The sequence below is a fragment of the Actinomyces sp. genome (assembly GCF_030524025.1).
In the GTDB taxonomy this organism is placed as follows: Bacteria; Actinomycetota; Actinomycetes; order Actinomycetales; family Actinomycetaceae; genus Actinomyces.
The window spans coordinates 1-15,198 of record NZ_JAUNHI010000015.1 but is presented as its reverse complement, the minus strand read 5'-3'; the positions used below and the strand labels follow the sequence as shown (position 1 = coordinate 15,198).

19 protein-coding genes are annotated in these 15,198 nt (G+C 70.9%); 14 read left to right on the top strand and 5 right to left on the bottom strand.

What is annotated here, in order from left to right:
* Positions 1–74: 74 nt before the first annotated feature.
* From Q4C85_RS07160 to Q4C85_RS07140, 5 genes are all read right to left on the bottom strand, one after another.
* The gene (locus Q4C85_RS07160) at positions 75–587 is read right to left on the bottom strand and encodes a nuclease-related domain-containing protein (RefSeq protein WP_303140916.1); all 513 of its coding nucleotides are present in this window, start codon (positions 585–587) and stop codon (positions 75–77) included.
* Positions 588–634: 47 nt separating this feature from the next.
* Positions 635–781: a hypothetical protein gene (locus tag Q4C85_RS07155; protein WP_303140915.1), complete on the bottom strand. Its 147-nt coding sequence runs from the start codon at positions 779–781 to the stop codon at positions 635–637.
* A 1,368-nt stretch (positions 782–2,149) separates the two neighbouring features.
* Positions 2,150–4,312, bottom strand: coding sequence for a hypothetical protein (locus tag Q4C85_RS07150; RefSeq protein WP_303140914.1), 2,163 nt, complete (start codon positions 4,310–4,312; stop codon positions 2,150–2,152).
* 716 nt (positions 4,313–5,028) lie between these two features.
* Complete coding sequence (locus Q4C85_RS07145) at positions 5,029–5,295, bottom strand: hypothetical protein (RefSeq protein WP_303140912.1); 267 nt, start codon at positions 5,293–5,295, stop codon at positions 5,029–5,031.
* Positions 5,292–5,531: a hypothetical protein gene (locus Q4C85_RS07140; RefSeq protein ID WP_303140910.1), complete on the bottom strand. Its 240-nt coding sequence runs from the start codon at positions 5,529–5,531 to the stop codon at positions 5,292–5,294. The genes Q4C85_RS07145 and Q4C85_RS07140 overlap by 4 nt, the downstream gene beginning before the upstream one ends.
* Positions 5,532–5,778: 247 nt before the next feature.
* Here Q4C85_RS07140 and Q4C85_RS07135 point away from each other — a divergent pair, with 247 nt between their 5' ends.
* The 14 genes from Q4C85_RS07135 to Q4C85_RS07070 form a co-directional block, all read left to right on the top strand.
* On the top strand, positions 5,779–7,023 hold the full coding sequence (locus tag Q4C85_RS07135; RefSeq protein WP_303140908.1) for a hypothetical protein: 1,245 nt from the start codon (positions 5,779–5,781) through the stop codon (positions 7,021–7,023).
* Between the two features lie 47 nt (positions 7,024–7,070).
* Positions 7,071–7,922, top strand: a complete 852-nt coding sequence (locus tag Q4C85_RS07130) for a hypothetical protein (RefSeq protein ID WP_303140907.1) — start codon at positions 7,071–7,073, stop codon at positions 7,920–7,922.
* 286 nt (positions 7,923–8,208) lie between these two features.
* Positions 8,209–9,054 (top strand): hypothetical protein, encoded by an 846-nt coding sequence (locus Q4C85_RS07125; RefSeq protein WP_303140906.1) that lies wholly within the window; start codon positions 8,209–8,211, stop codon positions 9,052–9,054.
* Between the two features lie 57 nt (positions 9,055–9,111).
* A complete protein-coding gene (locus Q4C85_RS07120) occupies positions 9,112–10,080 on the top strand; it encodes a PD-(D/E)XK nuclease-like domain-containing protein (protein ID WP_368501429.1) in 969 nt (322 codons plus the stop codon).
* Complete coding sequence (locus Q4C85_RS07115; RefSeq protein ID WP_303140904.1) at positions 10,077–10,919, top strand: hypothetical protein; 843 nt, start codon at positions 10,077–10,079, stop codon at positions 10,917–10,919. The genes Q4C85_RS07120 and Q4C85_RS07115 overlap by 4 nt, the downstream gene beginning before the upstream one ends.
* A gap of 149 nt (positions 10,920–11,068) precedes the next feature.
* The gene (locus Q4C85_RS07110; protein WP_303140902.1) at positions 11,069–11,221 is read left to right on the top strand and encodes a hypothetical protein; all 153 of its coding nucleotides are present in this window, start codon (positions 11,069–11,071) and stop codon (positions 11,219–11,221) included.
* Between the two features lie 65 nt (positions 11,222–11,286).
* Positions 11,287–11,658, top strand: coding sequence for a WhiB family transcriptional regulator (locus tag Q4C85_RS07105; RefSeq protein WP_303140900.1), 372 nt, complete (start codon positions 11,287–11,289; stop codon positions 11,656–11,658).
* 229 nt (positions 11,659–11,887) lie between these two features.
* Positions 11,888–12,229, top strand: a complete 342-nt coding sequence (locus Q4C85_RS07100; protein ID WP_303140898.1) for a hypothetical protein — start codon at positions 11,888–11,890, stop codon at positions 12,227–12,229.
* Positions 12,226–12,564, top strand: a complete 339-nt coding sequence (locus Q4C85_RS07095; RefSeq protein WP_303140896.1) for a hypothetical protein — start codon at positions 12,226–12,228, stop codon at positions 12,562–12,564. Before Q4C85_RS07100 ends, Q4C85_RS07095 begins: the two co-directional genes overlap by 4 nt.
* Positions 12,561–13,550 carry a DNA methyltransferase gene (locus tag Q4C85_RS07090; RefSeq protein WP_303140894.1) on the top strand — a complete coding sequence of 330 codons (990 nt, stop codon included), beginning with the start codon at positions 12,561–12,563 and terminating at the stop codon, positions 13,548–13,550. The genes Q4C85_RS07095 and Q4C85_RS07090 overlap by 4 nt, the downstream gene beginning before the upstream one ends.
* Positions 13,547–13,900, top strand: coding sequence for a site-specific DNA-methyltransferase (locus Q4C85_RS07085; RefSeq protein ID WP_303140893.1), 354 nt, complete (start codon positions 13,547–13,549; stop codon positions 13,898–13,900). Before Q4C85_RS07090 ends, Q4C85_RS07085 begins: the two co-directional genes overlap by 4 nt.
* A complete protein-coding gene (locus Q4C85_RS07080; protein WP_303140891.1) occupies positions 13,897–14,289 on the top strand; it encodes a hypothetical protein in 393 nt (130 codons plus the stop codon). The genes Q4C85_RS07085 and Q4C85_RS07080 overlap by 4 nt, the downstream gene beginning before the upstream one ends.
* Entirely contained in the window at positions 14,286–14,645 is a 360-nt protein-coding gene (locus tag Q4C85_RS07075) for a DUF4326 domain-containing protein (protein WP_303140889.1), read from the top strand. Before Q4C85_RS07080 ends, Q4C85_RS07075 begins: the two co-directional genes overlap by 4 nt.
* A gap of 196 nt (positions 14,646–14,841) precedes the next feature.
* Positions 14,842–15,198 (top strand): hypothetical protein (locus Q4C85_RS07070; protein WP_303140887.1); only part of this gene is annotated, 357 nt, incomplete at its 3' end.

The window sequence follows — 15,198 nt, the reverse complement described above, 5'->3', positions numbered from 1 at the left end:
CCCCACCACGGCCACGGCAAGCCACAGCAGGAAAGGACCCTGCCCGCGGCGCGCGGCGTTCCGGGGCAGGCGGCTCACTGGTTGGCCTCCATCCAGCTGTCGACGGCCGCAACCACCGCGAGGTCGGCACCACCGCGCCCCGCCATGCGCGCCGCCCGACGCACCGCCCGACGCGCTGGCAGCACAGCGCGCGCACCCGCATAGCGCAGCAGCCGAGCGTGCACCCGGCCAGCCGCCGACGGGGAGGTCGCCACCACAGCACCAGCCACCGGCAGACCTGCGCGGCGTAGCCGCTCAACCGACAGCGCCAGCGACTGCGACTCCCCCGGGACGAAACGCCAAACCGGGCCGCCCGTACGCCACGCGCGACCGAACGCCGTCACGTACCACGCGGGCCGCCAGCACTTGGAGTCCAGCACCACGATCCCACGAGATCCGACCAGAAGGTGGTCAATATCGGCCCGCCCCCGCGCCACCGACAGCGAGTGGAAGACGACATAACCGTCCTCAGTCAGCATGTCCAGCAGGCGGGCAGTCGCGCGCTCGGCCCGCGCACCCGCCGCCCTCGCACGCTCGCCCTGCCCCACGAACGTGCTCAGCTGGGAGCCCGGCCGCCCCACCGTGAACCCGCCACTCACCGCAGCACCCCCACTACCAGGTGCACCGCCAGCGCGACACCCGTGATGACGGTCAAGAGGGCGATCACCACGCTCCCCCGCCTCGACTCGGCGAAGTCCTCGATCCGCTTATCATCCTCAGGGCTACTGCGAAGAAGTCTCATGCCCCGTCACTGACAGGCCCCCGCCCGCACAGCCCCCTCGAAGGGAAGAACCCGCGTCTTCACGTCGCGACCGCCCAGCCCCGCCCACCCGCGCTCATCGCTCCGGCCGCGGCCGGAGCGACCCCGGAGTCCGCAACGCCGCAGGGTAGTCCGCTGGACCGAACCGCCCAGACCCCCCACCAATACGCGCCCCGAAACGTGCCATCAGCGGCCTCATCGGATCCAGGTCATCACGCCGCAGCCACCATGGCACCCCCGCCATCAACCCAGTCGCCGACAGCACCGACTGATCACCACCCGCCACCGGCACCTCCAGCAGATCCACATCCTCCAGGGAGCCTCCGCCCCCAACGCGCTGAGCGCGCAGCGCCAAGAACTCACCGGACACCCTGCGCCTCGCCGGGAACCACCGCTGCCACTCGGCGACCGCCATACGCGGACCCGTGGGATCCACCAGGCCCCCGGGGTGCGCGCGCACCGCCCTGAGCACCGCCTGCCGTACCCCCACAGCCAGTGACGGGTCAGCGCCGTCCACCGGCGGCGCCACGACGAACACGACAACCACCCCGGCGCCCGGGTGCTGCGCAAGATGCCGGGCCCACGCCTCAGCCTTGGCTGCGAGCGCCGGAGTCGCCGACGCCGTGGTCTCGACCACCAGACGCACCCCATCACGCCGCACCAGAACCGCGTCACCGCGCTTCGCCGACGCGGCACCAGTCCTGCCGGCGCCAGTCCCGAACAGGTCGTCGACACCGGCCAGACACTCCCCCAAGACCGCCGGCACATCCAGCCACGCCCCAGCCCGCAACGCCAGCTCGCAGGTCAGAGCGTTGTGCCTCGCCGACGCGCTACCACGCGCCCAAGGCCGGTCGAGTGTCACCGAGAGCCACTGCGGCCACGCCAAACCCTCCAGGTGACAACGCACATCCGCCTCCCGCCCAGCCGCCACAAGCGTCTCCGGCGTCCACCTCCACCCCCTCATCCCCGCGGGCAACGCAGACCCCACATCAACCAGCCCCGCACGGAACAGAGCCCTCACGTCCCGCACAACCCGCTCCACCGGATCCCCAGTGATCGCAGCCACCTGCGCGACGGTCAACGACCCCCACATGCGGGCGCACGCCAGCACCCCGCAACGGCGCACCCCAGCCGCCCCGCGAAGCGGACGCAGCCCCGTGTCCGGCACCATGCCCCGCGGGTACGACACCACGCCAGCCGCCTGAGCCGCACGCACCGCAGGAGACGTCAGCCACGACGTCACCGCAGAGGCCCGCCACGCCCCGTCATAGAACAGATCCGACCGCGCCGCCGGCGACTCCACACCCGCCGGCACAGCCAGGTCCCCGAACCCCCAGACAGGCACCGCCGTCACTGGCGAGCCCCCGCAATGAACGCCGCAGGGTCACTCTCAGAATCAACCGACCGCGCCGTAAACGGCGGAGCCAGCACCCCATGGACACGCGTCGCCACCACCGCGGTCCACTGCGGAAGCGTCGCGATCTCACTCGCCTCCCACTCCGACCCGTCACGACGCATCTGCCGCGCCACAGTCTCCGCCGCGTCCGGATCGTCCTGATGGAACGAGACAAACGTCGCCAACGACAAGAACGAGGCCAGCACATCCGCCGCCAGCTGCACCGGATACTGCGTCGCCGCCACCAGCTGCACGCCGTAAGCACGGCCGTCATCACGCCACCACTTCGCCGGCCCCGCAGCAGAACCCGCAAAATGCTTGAACTCATCCACCAGCACCCACACCGAACGTCCCTCGGCACGCCACCCGAAGCACCTGCGCTCCACCGCGGCCTGCGCAGTGAACCCCGCCATCGCGGTCAGCCACTGCGTCATCGTCGCCGTCCACTGATGGACACCGTCCCGGCTCGGGCCCGTCCCCACCACCACCACACCGTGGTTGACCAGCACCTGATCCCATGAGTAGCTGTCACGCGACACCGGGGCCAGGAAATGCGCGGCGCCCTTCAGCTGGTCGAACTTGTTCCGCGCAGCCTCCACCAGGCCCCGGCGCGCCGTCGCCGACACCCCCGGCCCCCAAATGATACCCAGACCGGCGCACGCCCGAGCCTCAACCGACCCCCGCCCCGCACGCCTAGCCAAATCCAGCAGGGCACTGTGAACCGCCTGACCCGCCTCATCCCCGAGCCTGCCCGTCAGCACCAACGCCGCCCAGAACCATGACCGCTCCGCCACCTGCACCAGACCCGTCGCCTCGCACGCGTCCCACGCCTCATCATCCATCACCAGACCCGCAGCGATCACCGCCGCCAACACCTCGCGCGACCGACCCATGATCGCCCCGTCACCGAACGCCGCCGCCCACGCATCAGTGATGAACTCAGCCCGCGCGAACACGTCATCGCCCTCACGCGCAAACATGTCCACCGCAGGCCCCCACGGATCAGCCGCCTCGACCACCAAAAGGTCACCCGCATGCCCCGCCGCGTCCGCCATCCGCTCATAAGCCGCCACCCCGTCGGGCTTGGTCTCCACCGCGATCACCGCCTGCCCCGCAACCCGCTCCCGATCCACCAGCAGCCACCCGAACAAGCCTCTCAGCAACACGGACTTACCCGACCCCGGAGCACCCAGAATCCCAACACCACCCCACAGGCAGTCCCGGTCGATCCTCACCGGACGCCCCGACACCTCGAACACAGGCGGGCCCGCAACCTCCTCCAGAAGAGCCGGAGGCACCACACGCGCACGCGTCGCCGTAGCCCCAGTGCTCGCACCGGCCTGCGGTGCCACCAGCGAGCACACCACGGGCGCCGAGGTCGGAATCACCAGCCGACCAAACGGCCACGGCCCTCGCGCAAGCAGCCCACGCCGAGCCGACGGCACCGGCACCAGAGCACGAGACCACACCCGGCCAGCCTGAGACGCCGGCGAGTGCCACACCCAGCGCAACAGGCCCAGTGCCGCCAACACCAGCGCAACTCCCACACCCTCAGCCCGACCCACCAACACGCCAGCGATCAACGCCGCAGCCGCCAACACCGCCGCGGACACCACCTGCCACAGGCGAGAGCCCGTATCCGCACGCGTCGCCGTGTCCCACCCCGGCAGCGGGTCAATGATCCGACGCACCAAAGCACGAGCCCTGCCCGCGTCCCGAGCCGTCACCAGAACGGTCGCGAACAACGGCGTCGCCGCCTTCAAGGTGTGATGCTCTGTCGACCCAGGCATGTTCTCCGCATACCGTCGCCACCGCCTCCGCTGCCGCTTCGCCAACGGCCGCAGCACAATCAGCACCTCCTCACCATCCTCAAGCACCTGCGCGAGCAGACGCGCAGCATTCGCCGGATCCACCCCAGCCAACGAGGTCCGGCCCGCCTCCCCATCACCCTCCACGCGGGCCACCGCCCGCACACCCCCTAACGGTGCAGGCACCTCACACGGCGACGCCGCCGCCCCCAACGCCCCAGCCAACGCCGTAGCCGGATCCGCCGACGGCGCGGACGACAGCACGAAGTCCTGCAGCTCCCCGCCAACCCTCCGCACCAGCAACGCCACAGCCGCTCCCGCCGTAGAGGCAGCAAACGCCTCAGTGCGAGCCGCGTAGTCAGACAGGTTCTCGGTGATCGGGCCCGTGCGCGTCAGCCGCCACGCGCACGCAGGTGAAAAGCTCCTCATGCCCACGCACATGCGGACCAGACGAGCTGCACCGACCACACACGCGACGAAACAGCCAACGACCTGCGGAAATGCTCAACCCCACGAGCACCCCCGACGAGGGGAGATGGATGCTGTGGCGGACGAAACGATTGGCACGGGGACGGGGAGGGGCGGAAGGGCTCAGGAATCGGGTGGCTGGGGCCTGGTTGTGCCTGCGGAAGGACGTTGACGCTGGTCATGCGGTAGGCGCGGAGCGAACCATGCACGTCGCAGTGCCGGGTTGGTGGGTGGGACTGTCATCTGGAGAGGGGCCAGCTGGGCTGGTGCATAGTCGTGGGCGTGCTCGGGAAGTGGGGTTGGAGCTGGGTACAGGTGGCTGCGTGGGAGGGTGTTGCGGGACGACTCCGGTAGTGGCGTGTGGATCTGGTAGGGAGTTGGGGTGATACTGCCCGGATCTCAGTGTCGGGTATGTGCGCAGCCGCGGGGTGAGCACGGACACCCGTGCCCATCACCCCGCGGCTAGCGCACGGTGCCGCACCGACGCTCTCGCTCGGTCGGTGCGTCGCGCTCGAGACAGGGAGGCCCTGTCTGCTTTGGTGGTTGGGCCATCCGCCTCAGCCGGTGGCCCGGTTGAGGCGGATGGCCTCGAACGCCCCGGGCTGGGCGGGGTCAGACGGAGCGAGGTCGGCGGTCCATGCCCACCATCCGCGGTGGACTTCCCAGCCCTGACCAGCAGGCCAGGGGTCGAGGTCGAGGTAGCCGGGGAGGTTGGCGAGGACCAGCTCGAGGTCCTCGCCGTCGAGATCCGGCGGCAGAAGGATCGCGGCGGGCGCGGCGCTGTCGCCGTCGGTTTCGTACAGGCACACGGGTAGAAGGCTCATCGGTACTCCTGGTTGCAGTTGGTGTGGGTGGTTGCTGGACGGCGCGTGCGTCCAGCGCGGATGGCGGTGGCGACGCCGAGGGCACCGAGGACGACGCCGCCGGGGACGCCCTTGGCGAGGGCGATGAGGGCGAGTGCTGCGATGACGCAGCCTCGCGGGTGGGCGACGATGAGGCGGACGGTCAGGGCGAGGACCGCTCCGACCGCGCCGCCGACGATTCCGGCGATGACGTTCATGCACCGGTAGTGGACGGACTGGGCTGAGTCGACCGCGGCTGGGTGGGCACGGGCTTGCGTCGGTGGTGACGCCGCAGTGCCGTCTGTAGTCCGCCAGTGAGGCAGCGGCGGGGATCGAGCCTCTGCCCGTTTGGGTGTCCGCGAGCGCTGGTGGCGACGGGCGGTGGCTTCGCCGTTGGTGGGGTCCTGTAGTGCGGGCGGCGGCCGGGTGCGGGCTGTTGGGGGCGGCGCCTGTCAGTGGCGGTGCATGGGACCCATCATCGGACTGGTCGGGCCGGCTTCTCTCGCCTCGGCCTTGGTTGAGCGCGGTGCTCAGGTCGTCACCGCTGAGGTGCCGCGGGATGCGGCGCGACTGATTCGGGAGCGCGAGGACCTTTCGGGGGTCCTGGTAACTGGGCCGTCCGATGCGGCGTTGGTCGCGTGGGCGAAGGCGTTGACGCTTCGCACCAGAGTCATCGCTGCGGGGGATGGTTGGCCGGGCCAGGTGCTGGGCACGCCGGCCACACTGGAGGCGCTGTGCGCGGCGCTGGGGCTGGAGCCGCAGACCGGTGACAGTGATCGTCTCGTCGGAGCCGATGGGAGCATCTCCGGTCCGGAGGGGACTTCATCTCCGGGGGGCGGGTCCGCTGGGGAGCCTGCGCCGCGGGTGGTGGAGCAGGACGGTGCCTCTGCCGTGCGGGCGAGGCGGGTTCCGTCGTGGGCCAGGCCGGAGGAGACGGACGCTGGTGCCCGGACGGCGGCTCCTAGGCCGTGGGACAACGTGGTCTTCGTCGGGTCGGGGCGTGGAGGCGTCGGCCGCACGCACTTGGCGGTGCACCTGGCGGCCGTGGCCTGTGAGCGGGGCGTGGATGCGGCGGTTGTCGACGCCAGCGTGGGTCCCGGGGGGCTCGCGCATCTGCTGCGCGTCGGTGGGGTGTCCACCGTTGCGGACCTGGCGGCTGGCGCTGAGGTCGAGCAGGTCGTCGTCGGGCCCGATGAGGTGCGTGTGGCGGGCGGGGTTCGCGTGCCGTTCGCGTCCGTGTTGGGTCCGGACGCGGACCAGGTCAAGGAGCCTGGCTCGTGGACTGCGGTCTATGAGCGGGCGCTTGCGCACCTGGTGGAGCGTGCGGGCCTGGTCGTGGTCGACACGCCGGTGTGGTGGTCGCCGTCGTGCCCGGGCGCGGGACTGATCGAGACGGGCCTGAGGCATGGGGCTGCGCTGCTGGTGGTGACAGACGCGTCCCGTGAGGGCGTGACGGGGGCGCGCGGGCTTGCTGCGTGGGGCCGTGCGCGCACGCACCACGTACTGGGTGTGTACAACACCTTGCCCTCACGGAGGCTGCCCAGCCTGGATGAAGCCGGGCGCAGTCTGGAGACGGCGTCAGTGGCCGCAGTCCTGCCCTATGACGAGACGGTGCGGCTGCGGGCTGCGCGCGGGGAGGTCATTCACCCGCTCCTGAGGCTGGGTGCCAGCCAGGTGCTGGACGCCGTTGGGCTGGGAGCCGGCCGATGAGGCAGAGGCACCCGTGGCTGGCGCGGTGGGCGCCGGCGCTTGAGGCCATGATCCAGGCCGCTGATCTTCCCGAGGGGCTGGGTGACCGCGAGCGCGTCTGGACGGTGCCTGCGTTCATGTGGGTGGCGGCTCCGGAGGTCATGGGCCGTAAGGGTCGTGACCGGGCGTCGGGTGGGCGCCTGGACGTGCCGGTGCGTATCCAGTGGGACGGTGGCGGGACCGTCTGGGTCACTGCTGGTGCCAGGCGTGGTCAGGCAGTGGGGCCTGGGGTGGTCAGGCCGGTCGTCGCGCCGGGTGTGGAGGCGACTGCGGGGGATGTCCGGGCGGCTGGCTGGGAGGCCCGGTGGCGGCTGTTCGGTGAGGTCGAGCCGTGGGCGGGCGAGCAGGTAGCTCGTGCGGCGGCGGTGCGGCGGCGGGAGATCGCGGATGCGCGGGGCCTAGCGGACGTGGATGTGGGTCCTGCTCTCGATGAGGTGGCGCTTGAGGGCATCGCGTCGGACCTGATGGTCGCCGAGGGTGGGGCGTTCGAGCGCATGTGCCGGCTCATGGCGCGGCCCTCGTGCTTTGAGCGGACGGATCCCTTGCGGTGGCTGCGGATGACCCTGGCTCGGGAGGCGGACCAGGCGGTGGGTCGGGCGCTGGGGGACGTGTGGACGGGGCCGCGGCTGCGGCGCCTGGCTGCTCTGCACCCGCACCTGTCTGAGGAGGGTGTGGCGGCCCGGTTCAACGCGACGCACGCCCGTCAGGTGTCGGCGGCTCAGGTTCGGCGGGCGCTTGATGCGGGGCGGGGTCGGCAGGTGCCTTTGCGGCACGACCTGGCGGACGTCATCGACGAGCTGGTGTCGGTGCCGTCCGCGGAGGATGTGGCTCTTGAGGCCGGGGGCCGGTCGTGGGCGTGACGCGGGAGCGGGCGGAGCTGCTGGCCGCGGTGGACGCGGGGGTTCTGGACGTCGCCGACGTTGTGGCGTTGGGGCGTTCGTCTCCCGCGGCGGCTGGGCTGCGGGTTCGGCGTGTCCTTGCTTGTGAGCCGGGGACGACCGAGGCGCGGGCTCGACGGGTGCTGGGAGTGGCGCGCAGCCTGCATGGGGGCACGGCGGACCCGACGGTGGGGTATCTGACCGATCCGCGTGCGGCTGGAAGGCGTGTGGCTGCGCTCGCTGCGGCGTATGAGCCGCGGCCGGGGACGTGGCCGGGTTTCCCATTCACTGCGGCGCCGTCGTCGTGGAGGCGGCGGTGAGTGGGAAGGTCGCGGCGCTTCGGAGTGCGCTGGCGGAAGGGGAGGTGGATGGCCTGTTGGCTTCCTGGGCGGCTGATGTGCGGGTGATCGCGGGGCGTGAGCGGCGTCGGTTGTGTCTGCCGGACCGGGTGGAGGTGCGGCAGGAGCTGGAGGCTCTGGCGTGGGAGGTCGTGGCCGAGATGGTGGCTGAGGAGGAGCGGGGTGAGGCGCGGAGCGGGTACTCCTTCGACGCGCATCTGGTGATGCGGCTGAGGAACCGGGCGCGGGCGTTCGCTGACTCGGAGGTGGGTGGTGCGCCTGCGGCGGGGATGAAGGGGGCGCTGCGGCGGGGACGGAGGATCCGCCGGGAGATGGTGGACAACGGGGTCAGTGCGTTGGCGGCGGTCGAGTCGCTCAACCGCGGGGGTGGGGGTCATGGTGGGCGCTACCGGGTGGAGGACGTGCGGGTAGGGCGGGCTGCTGTGGAGCTGGATGCGCTGGATGGGGAGGCGTTGGAGGCTCTGACGGCGGATGAGTCAGTGGAGGCGCTGATGGTTCCGGAGGCGGGGTGGCTGTTGGCGCCGTTCGAGGGGCGAGCGTTCATTGAGGAGGTGGTGGCTCGGGTCGCTGCGATTGACGAGTGGGCGGCGGTGATTGTGCGCGCCTGGCTGGGTGCGACCTGGGTGGATGAGGAGCCGACAGTGACCGCGGTGGCGCGCCGGCTGGGGGTGACGCGTAAGCGGGTCCGGTCGGCGGTGGAGCTGGGGCGTGAGGTGGGGGCGCGTCTGGCTGTCGAGCTGGGAGTCGAGCTCTAGGGGTCCGACCACTACCGGGTTGTGCGTGGGGCCCGCACGGGGCCCCACCCGGGCGAGATGGAGACCACAGTGACGATGACGATGCTTCGGCCACAGCTGCCGGTGCCGGTTGGCAATCCTGACGCGGACAGTGCGTCCGCGAGCGCCGAGGCGTGTGAGCCCGGCATTGTCCTGGGCCTCAGCGACACCGCATACCACGCGGACACGAGTGCGCTGTCGGCCACGGGAGCCAAGCGGCTCCTGGACTGTCCGGCCAGGTTCCTGTGGGAGAGGGATCACCCGAGACCGTATACGCCGGCGTTCGAACTCGGCCACGCGGCCCACACCCTCACCCTGGGTACCGGTGCTGGCATGCACGTCGTGCAGGCCGACTCCTGGAGGTCCAAGGCCGCCCGCACCGAGCGCGACGAGGCTCTCGCAGCAGGGCTGACGCCCCTGCTGGAGGGCGAGTACGAGCAGGTGCAGGCCATGCGCGAGGCGCTCGCCGTCCACCCCATCGCCGGTCCCCTGTTCGACCGCACCGACCGGGTGACCGAGGCGTCCCTGTACTGGACGGACTCGGCCACCGGGGTCGCCTGCCGGGCGCGCCCCGACTGGTGGAGCCACGACCGTTCCCTCGTCGTTGACCTGAAGACCACGAGCAGGTCCGCGGCGCCCGGCGAGTTCGGTCGCCTGGCAGCCCAGTTCGGGTACCACTTGCAGGCCGCCTGGTACCTGGAGGCGGTCCGTGCCGTCACCGAGGTGGAGGCGTCGTTCGTGCATGTCGTGCAGGAAACCGTCCCGCCGTACCTAGTGGCGGTCGTACAGCTCGACGCCGAGGCGCTCCACGTCGGTGCCGAGCAGGCCGACCGCGCCCGCCGCCTGTACGCCCACTGCCAGGCCACCGGGCAGTGGCCCGGCTACCCGCCAACCGTCCACCCCGCCCACCTGCCCGGCTGGTACCTCGCCCAGCACGACGCCCTGGCCGAGCAGTGGGCCACCGAGACAGACGACATCGACGCCCTCAGGGAAGGAGCGCTCTCATGAGCCAGCAGACCATCACCGCCGCCGCCCTCACCGGGCATGCCACGGGCAGTGAGGCCACCGCCGTCGAGCAGACCCGCGCCGTCGCCGAGGTCCAGGCCGCCATCACCGTCGCCCGCGCCTGCCCCAGGGACCTGGAGCGGGCACGTGCCGAGATGCAGCGCTCCTGCGCCGAGCGGGCGCTCGCGGACCGCGCGTTCTACGCGGTCAAGGGGCTCGGGAGCGGGCCCTCCATCCACCTGGCGCGCGAGCTTGCCCGCATCTGGGGCAACATCGACTACGGCGTGAGGGAGATGCGCCGCGATGACGTCGAGGGCGTGAGCGAGGTCCAGGCCTACGCCTGGGACCAGGAGACCAACGCCCGCACCATCCGCTCCTTCATCGTCCCCCACGCCCGCACCACCCGCCAAGGACGCCAGCGCCTGACGGACCTCGGCGACATCTACCGACACAACCAGAACCAGGGGGCCAAGGCCGTCCGCGAGTGCATCCTCGCGGTCCTGCCGACCTGGCTCGTGCAGGAGGCGCAGGACCTGTGCCACGCCACACTGCGCGGACAGGTGGTAGCCGACGGCCTCGACAAGGCCATCGAGAAGTCGCTGGCGGCCTTCGCCCGGCTCGGCGTGACCCAGGCGATGCTCGAGGCGCGGGTCGGTCGGCCCCGGACCGCCTGGTCGGCCGATGACGTGGCGCGCCTGCGCACCGACTACACGTCGCTGACCCGTGACGGGGTGCCGGTCGCAGAGCTTTTCGAGCCCCATACGGTGGATGCCGCTGCCCTCGCCGGCCCGGTGGGCGCGCCTCCGGAGCTCGATCTGGTCGAGCCCGGGCCTGACCGTTGAGCCCGTGTCGTGGGTGTGCGCATGGTCCGGGGTGTCCGACCACTACGGAGGGCGTGAGCGACTATCCAGACCCCGCCCCAGCCCCTGTGCCGGATACCGCCGGGCGCCGCCCCTGGTGGTGTGCTCGCTCGGCACCCACCTTGGTGGGGGTGGCGTCGGTTACCGTCATGGTCGACGTCATCGAGTTTGCCGTTGCCCTGCGGGTCGGGCACACCACGGGACTGGCGGGCTGGGCGCTGGCCCTGACCCTGGCGACCGTCGCCGTCGCCGAGTCGGCGCCGTCCGGGGGTGAGCGGGGGTGAGCCGCGGGCGGGTGGTGATCGACTGGGCGGGCGGGCCCCTGCCCTGCTCGGTGTGCGGGCGTCCCATGCGCCCGCACCAGCGCCCCGCCACGGGGCGGTGGGGTGGCACGGTCATCCACGGCGGGTGGGGCCTGTGCCAGGCCTGCACCAGGCGTGAGCAGCGCGCCCGCACTACCAGCCCTGGGCCGTCGAGACTGCCCGGGCGCTGGGTGGAGTCCGCGAACTGCGCGTCCGCCGACCCCGAGGTCATGTTCTGCCCCGCGGACGCCCAGGTGCTTCGGGCCGCGCGGGCGGTGTGTGCGGCGTGCCCGGTCCGCCGCGAGTGCCTGGAGCACGCGCTGTCCACGGCAGAGCCCGACGGGGTGTGGGGTGGCCTGACTCCTGGTGAGCGGCGTGCGCGCCTGGACGCCGCGGCTGGTGGGCGGGTGGTCGCGTGAGTGTCTTCATGTTGGTTTACGTGGTCTGCGACCACGTGGGTTGCGAGGCCCACCTCGACGCGCTGCCTGACGTTGAGACGGCGGAGGAGTGCGGCTGGTGGGTCGGCCCGCAGCGGTCCTGGTGCGCCGACGGTGTGTCCGGCCGTGCGGCGTACTGCCCCGACCACTACCCATTTACGGGATCGGCCGCTACCAGCTAGGTCGGATCCAAGATCACCGAAGGAGAATCATGAGGATTCACGACGAGATTGATGACATCCGCAACAGGTGCTACCAGGTGACTTTCGGCGCCAGCGCCGACGCCGTGTACGCAGAGAGCAAGACGATCGCAAAAGATCTGTCCGTGCTTTTCAAGCGTATCGACGACCTCGTCGGGTCAGTCTCCTTTGAGAGGCGGAAGGCTGCCATCGCCTCGTCTGCGCTCAAGCGCGGCCGTATGGACATCGAGCGGGCCATCGCTTCGCTCGAGTGCGGCGACACCGAGGGCGCACTCAGCACCCTCAATGCGTCACACGCCCACGCGACGCAGGCGATCGACCGGTACAAGGCACACGGCGGCGACGACACATGAGTACCACGCTGAGTATCGGCTCCATGTGCACTGGATACGGGGGCCTGGAGCTCGGGCTCGGGCTGCTCGGGCCGGTACAGACCGCCTGGGTGTCCGACGTTGAGCCCGGCCCCCGGGCGGTGCTCGATGTCCGGTTCCCTGGCGTCCCGAACCTCGGGGACATCACCACCGTCAACTGGGAGAAGGTGGAGCCGGTCGACGTCGTCGCCGGCGGCCCGGATGCCGTCTCGTGCGCTGGTTGCGTCCGGGGTCAGGCGGTCCGCGTCGCGGAAGCAGCTGGTCGCCTGGGGCGCATTGCGGACCGGCTCCGGGCCGTGTGGGGAGACGCAGCGTGAGCGTCCATCTTCTGAGCGATGACGTGACGGTCTATCACGGGGACTGCCTGGACGTGCTGCGCACGCTCCCCGATGACTCGGTCGACTCCGTGGTCACCGACCCGCCCTATGGGCTGCGGTTCATGGGCCAGGCCTGGGACGGCGCAGCGATAGAGGCCAGGGCTGCACGAGGTAGGGAGACCTCGTCTATGCCCGACGGCTTGGGCGGCCCTCACGGGGGCTACCGGTCGCTGGCGACCGAGGCTGGCCGCTACGACCAGTCCCCCACAGCCCTGCGGGGCTTTCAGACATGGTGTCAGGAATGGGCGGACGAGTGCCTGCGCATCCTCCGTCCCGGTGGGTACCTCCTGGCATTCGGGGGCTCCCGCACGTGGCACCGGCTCACCGCCGGTATTGAGGACGCGGGCTTCGAGATCCGCGACTCCATCGCATGGATCTATGGGCAGGGCATGCCCAAGTCCCTTGACGTCGCCCGGGCCATTACTGGGCACCTCGCCGGGGTGCGGGGCAGCCGGGATGGTACGACCCGGCGCAACACCGGCACGGAGGGTCGCAGTATCGCCCTTGCCGAGCAGGCGCGCCCGTGGCAGGGGTGGGGCACTGGTTTGAAGCCCGCTTTCGAGCCCTGTGTGGTGGCTCGGCGCCCTCAAGTAGGGTCGGTTGCTGCCAACGTCCTGGCCCACGGTGTCGGGGGCCTGCATGTGGACGCCTGCCGGGTGCCGATGAGCCAGGAGGATGCGGATGCGATCGACGCCAAGCACTCGGGTATGGACCTCGAGGGCTACCAGCGGCCCCCCGGCACATCCCTGGGACTTTCCACGCACCCCATGCCCCTGGTACCCGCCCGTGCACACGAGGCGGGGCGGTGGCCCACAAACGTGGTCCTTGACAGTACCGCAGCGGCCGCGTTGAACGCCCAGTCCGGCACCTTTACCTCACTGTCCGGCCAACTCAGGACAGGCGCAGAAGGGGCCGATGGGGCATGACCGCCACGGACGCCGAGTACGACGAGACTGGCGGGGCCAGCAGGTTCTTCCCAGTTTTCCGTTGGGAACCAAAGGCACCACCTTCAGAACGACCCAAGGTCGACGGGGTCGCGCACCCGACGGTCAAGCCCCTGGCGCTGATGCGTTGGCTCGTTCGCCTGGTGACCCCCTACGGTGGGACGGTCCTGGAGCCGTTCGCGGGGTCGGGCACGACCGTTGAGGCGGCCCTGGCGGAGGGTATGCGCTGCGTCGCCATCGAGCGGGAGGCCCAGTACCTGCCACTGATCCGCGAGCGCGTCCGGAGGGCCCGTGACGTGCCCATGGACGTGTGGGGAGGCGCCGCACCATGACCAGCCTCCGCTTCACGGTGCCGAAGAGCCTGTGGATGAGCGCCAACCGGCAGATCGCCCGCCCCGGGCACCGCCAGCGCATCATCAGCGACCTGCACGTGCTGGCTGCCCTTGGGGCTCGCCAGGCCGGGGTCAGGCGCTTGCCGGAGCCCTGCACGATCGTCTGGGAGATCTGCTACCCGAAGGGCACGGGTCCGAAGGCCGACCCGCCCAACGCCTACCCCACGTCCAAGGCCCTGCTCGACGGCCTGGTCAATGCCGGGCTCCTCACGGATGACAACGCGAATGTCGTGGTCGTGCAGGCCTTCTGCCGCGGCCCCAACACCCGGCGGCAGGGCGTGCACGAGGTCCTTTTGACTGCCACGGCCCTGGAGGTGGAGGAGCCGTGAGTCCCCAGCGTATCCAGCGGCGCCGCAGCCGGGGGTGGCGTATGCCCGAGAGTGCGGTCTATGTGGGGCGCCCGGGGCAGTGGGGCAACCCCTACCGGGCCGCCCGGGCTGGCAGCACGGAGTGGGTGGTTGAGCATCGGGGGCACGTGGTGAAGACGTTTGCCTCGGGGCGTGAGGCTCGCGCCTACGCGGTGGAGAGCCTGGCCGCCGACCTGGTGGCTGGGCGGGCGCCTTGGACGTTGGGTGAGGTCCGCGAGCGCCTGACGGGCCGTGACCTGGCCTGCTGGTGCCCGCTGGACTTCCCGTGCCACGCAGACCTGCTGCTCGGCGTGGCGAACCAGTGGTGCAGCCCATGAGCGGCATGGGCGGGAGTGGGCCCGTGAGGGTCGGGCGCATCCTCCCCAGGCGCCGTGGGGAGCCTGTGGAGGTGTGGTTGCGGCGTCTGGGGCAGGCCACCGCCCGGGAGGCACGGCGGCGTGGACGGCGGGCAGGTCGGGTCACGACCACCACTGCCAGCGCAGAGGTTCCGGGGCGCGCAGGAGGGGGCAGCCAGTGAGGATCCGGACAATCAAGCCGGAGTTCTGGCGCAGCGATGACATCGCTGCGCTCAGTATCGAGGACCGGCTCTTGTTCATAGGGCTCTGGTCCTATGTGGATGACAACGGTGTCGGCCGGGACGAGCCGCAGCTCGTCCTGTGCGATTTGTTCCCTCTTGACCCACTCACTGAGGGCTCAGTGAGGGTTCACGGAGGCCTCATGCGCCTCGCAGAGCGAGGTCTGATCACCCGGTATGAGGGCCCTGACGGGCGCCGCTACCTCCAGGTCGCGTCGTGGGACGAGCACCAGCGGATCAACCGCCCCTCAAAGCCTCGTTTTCCGCGGCATGACGCAGAGACATGCACACTCACT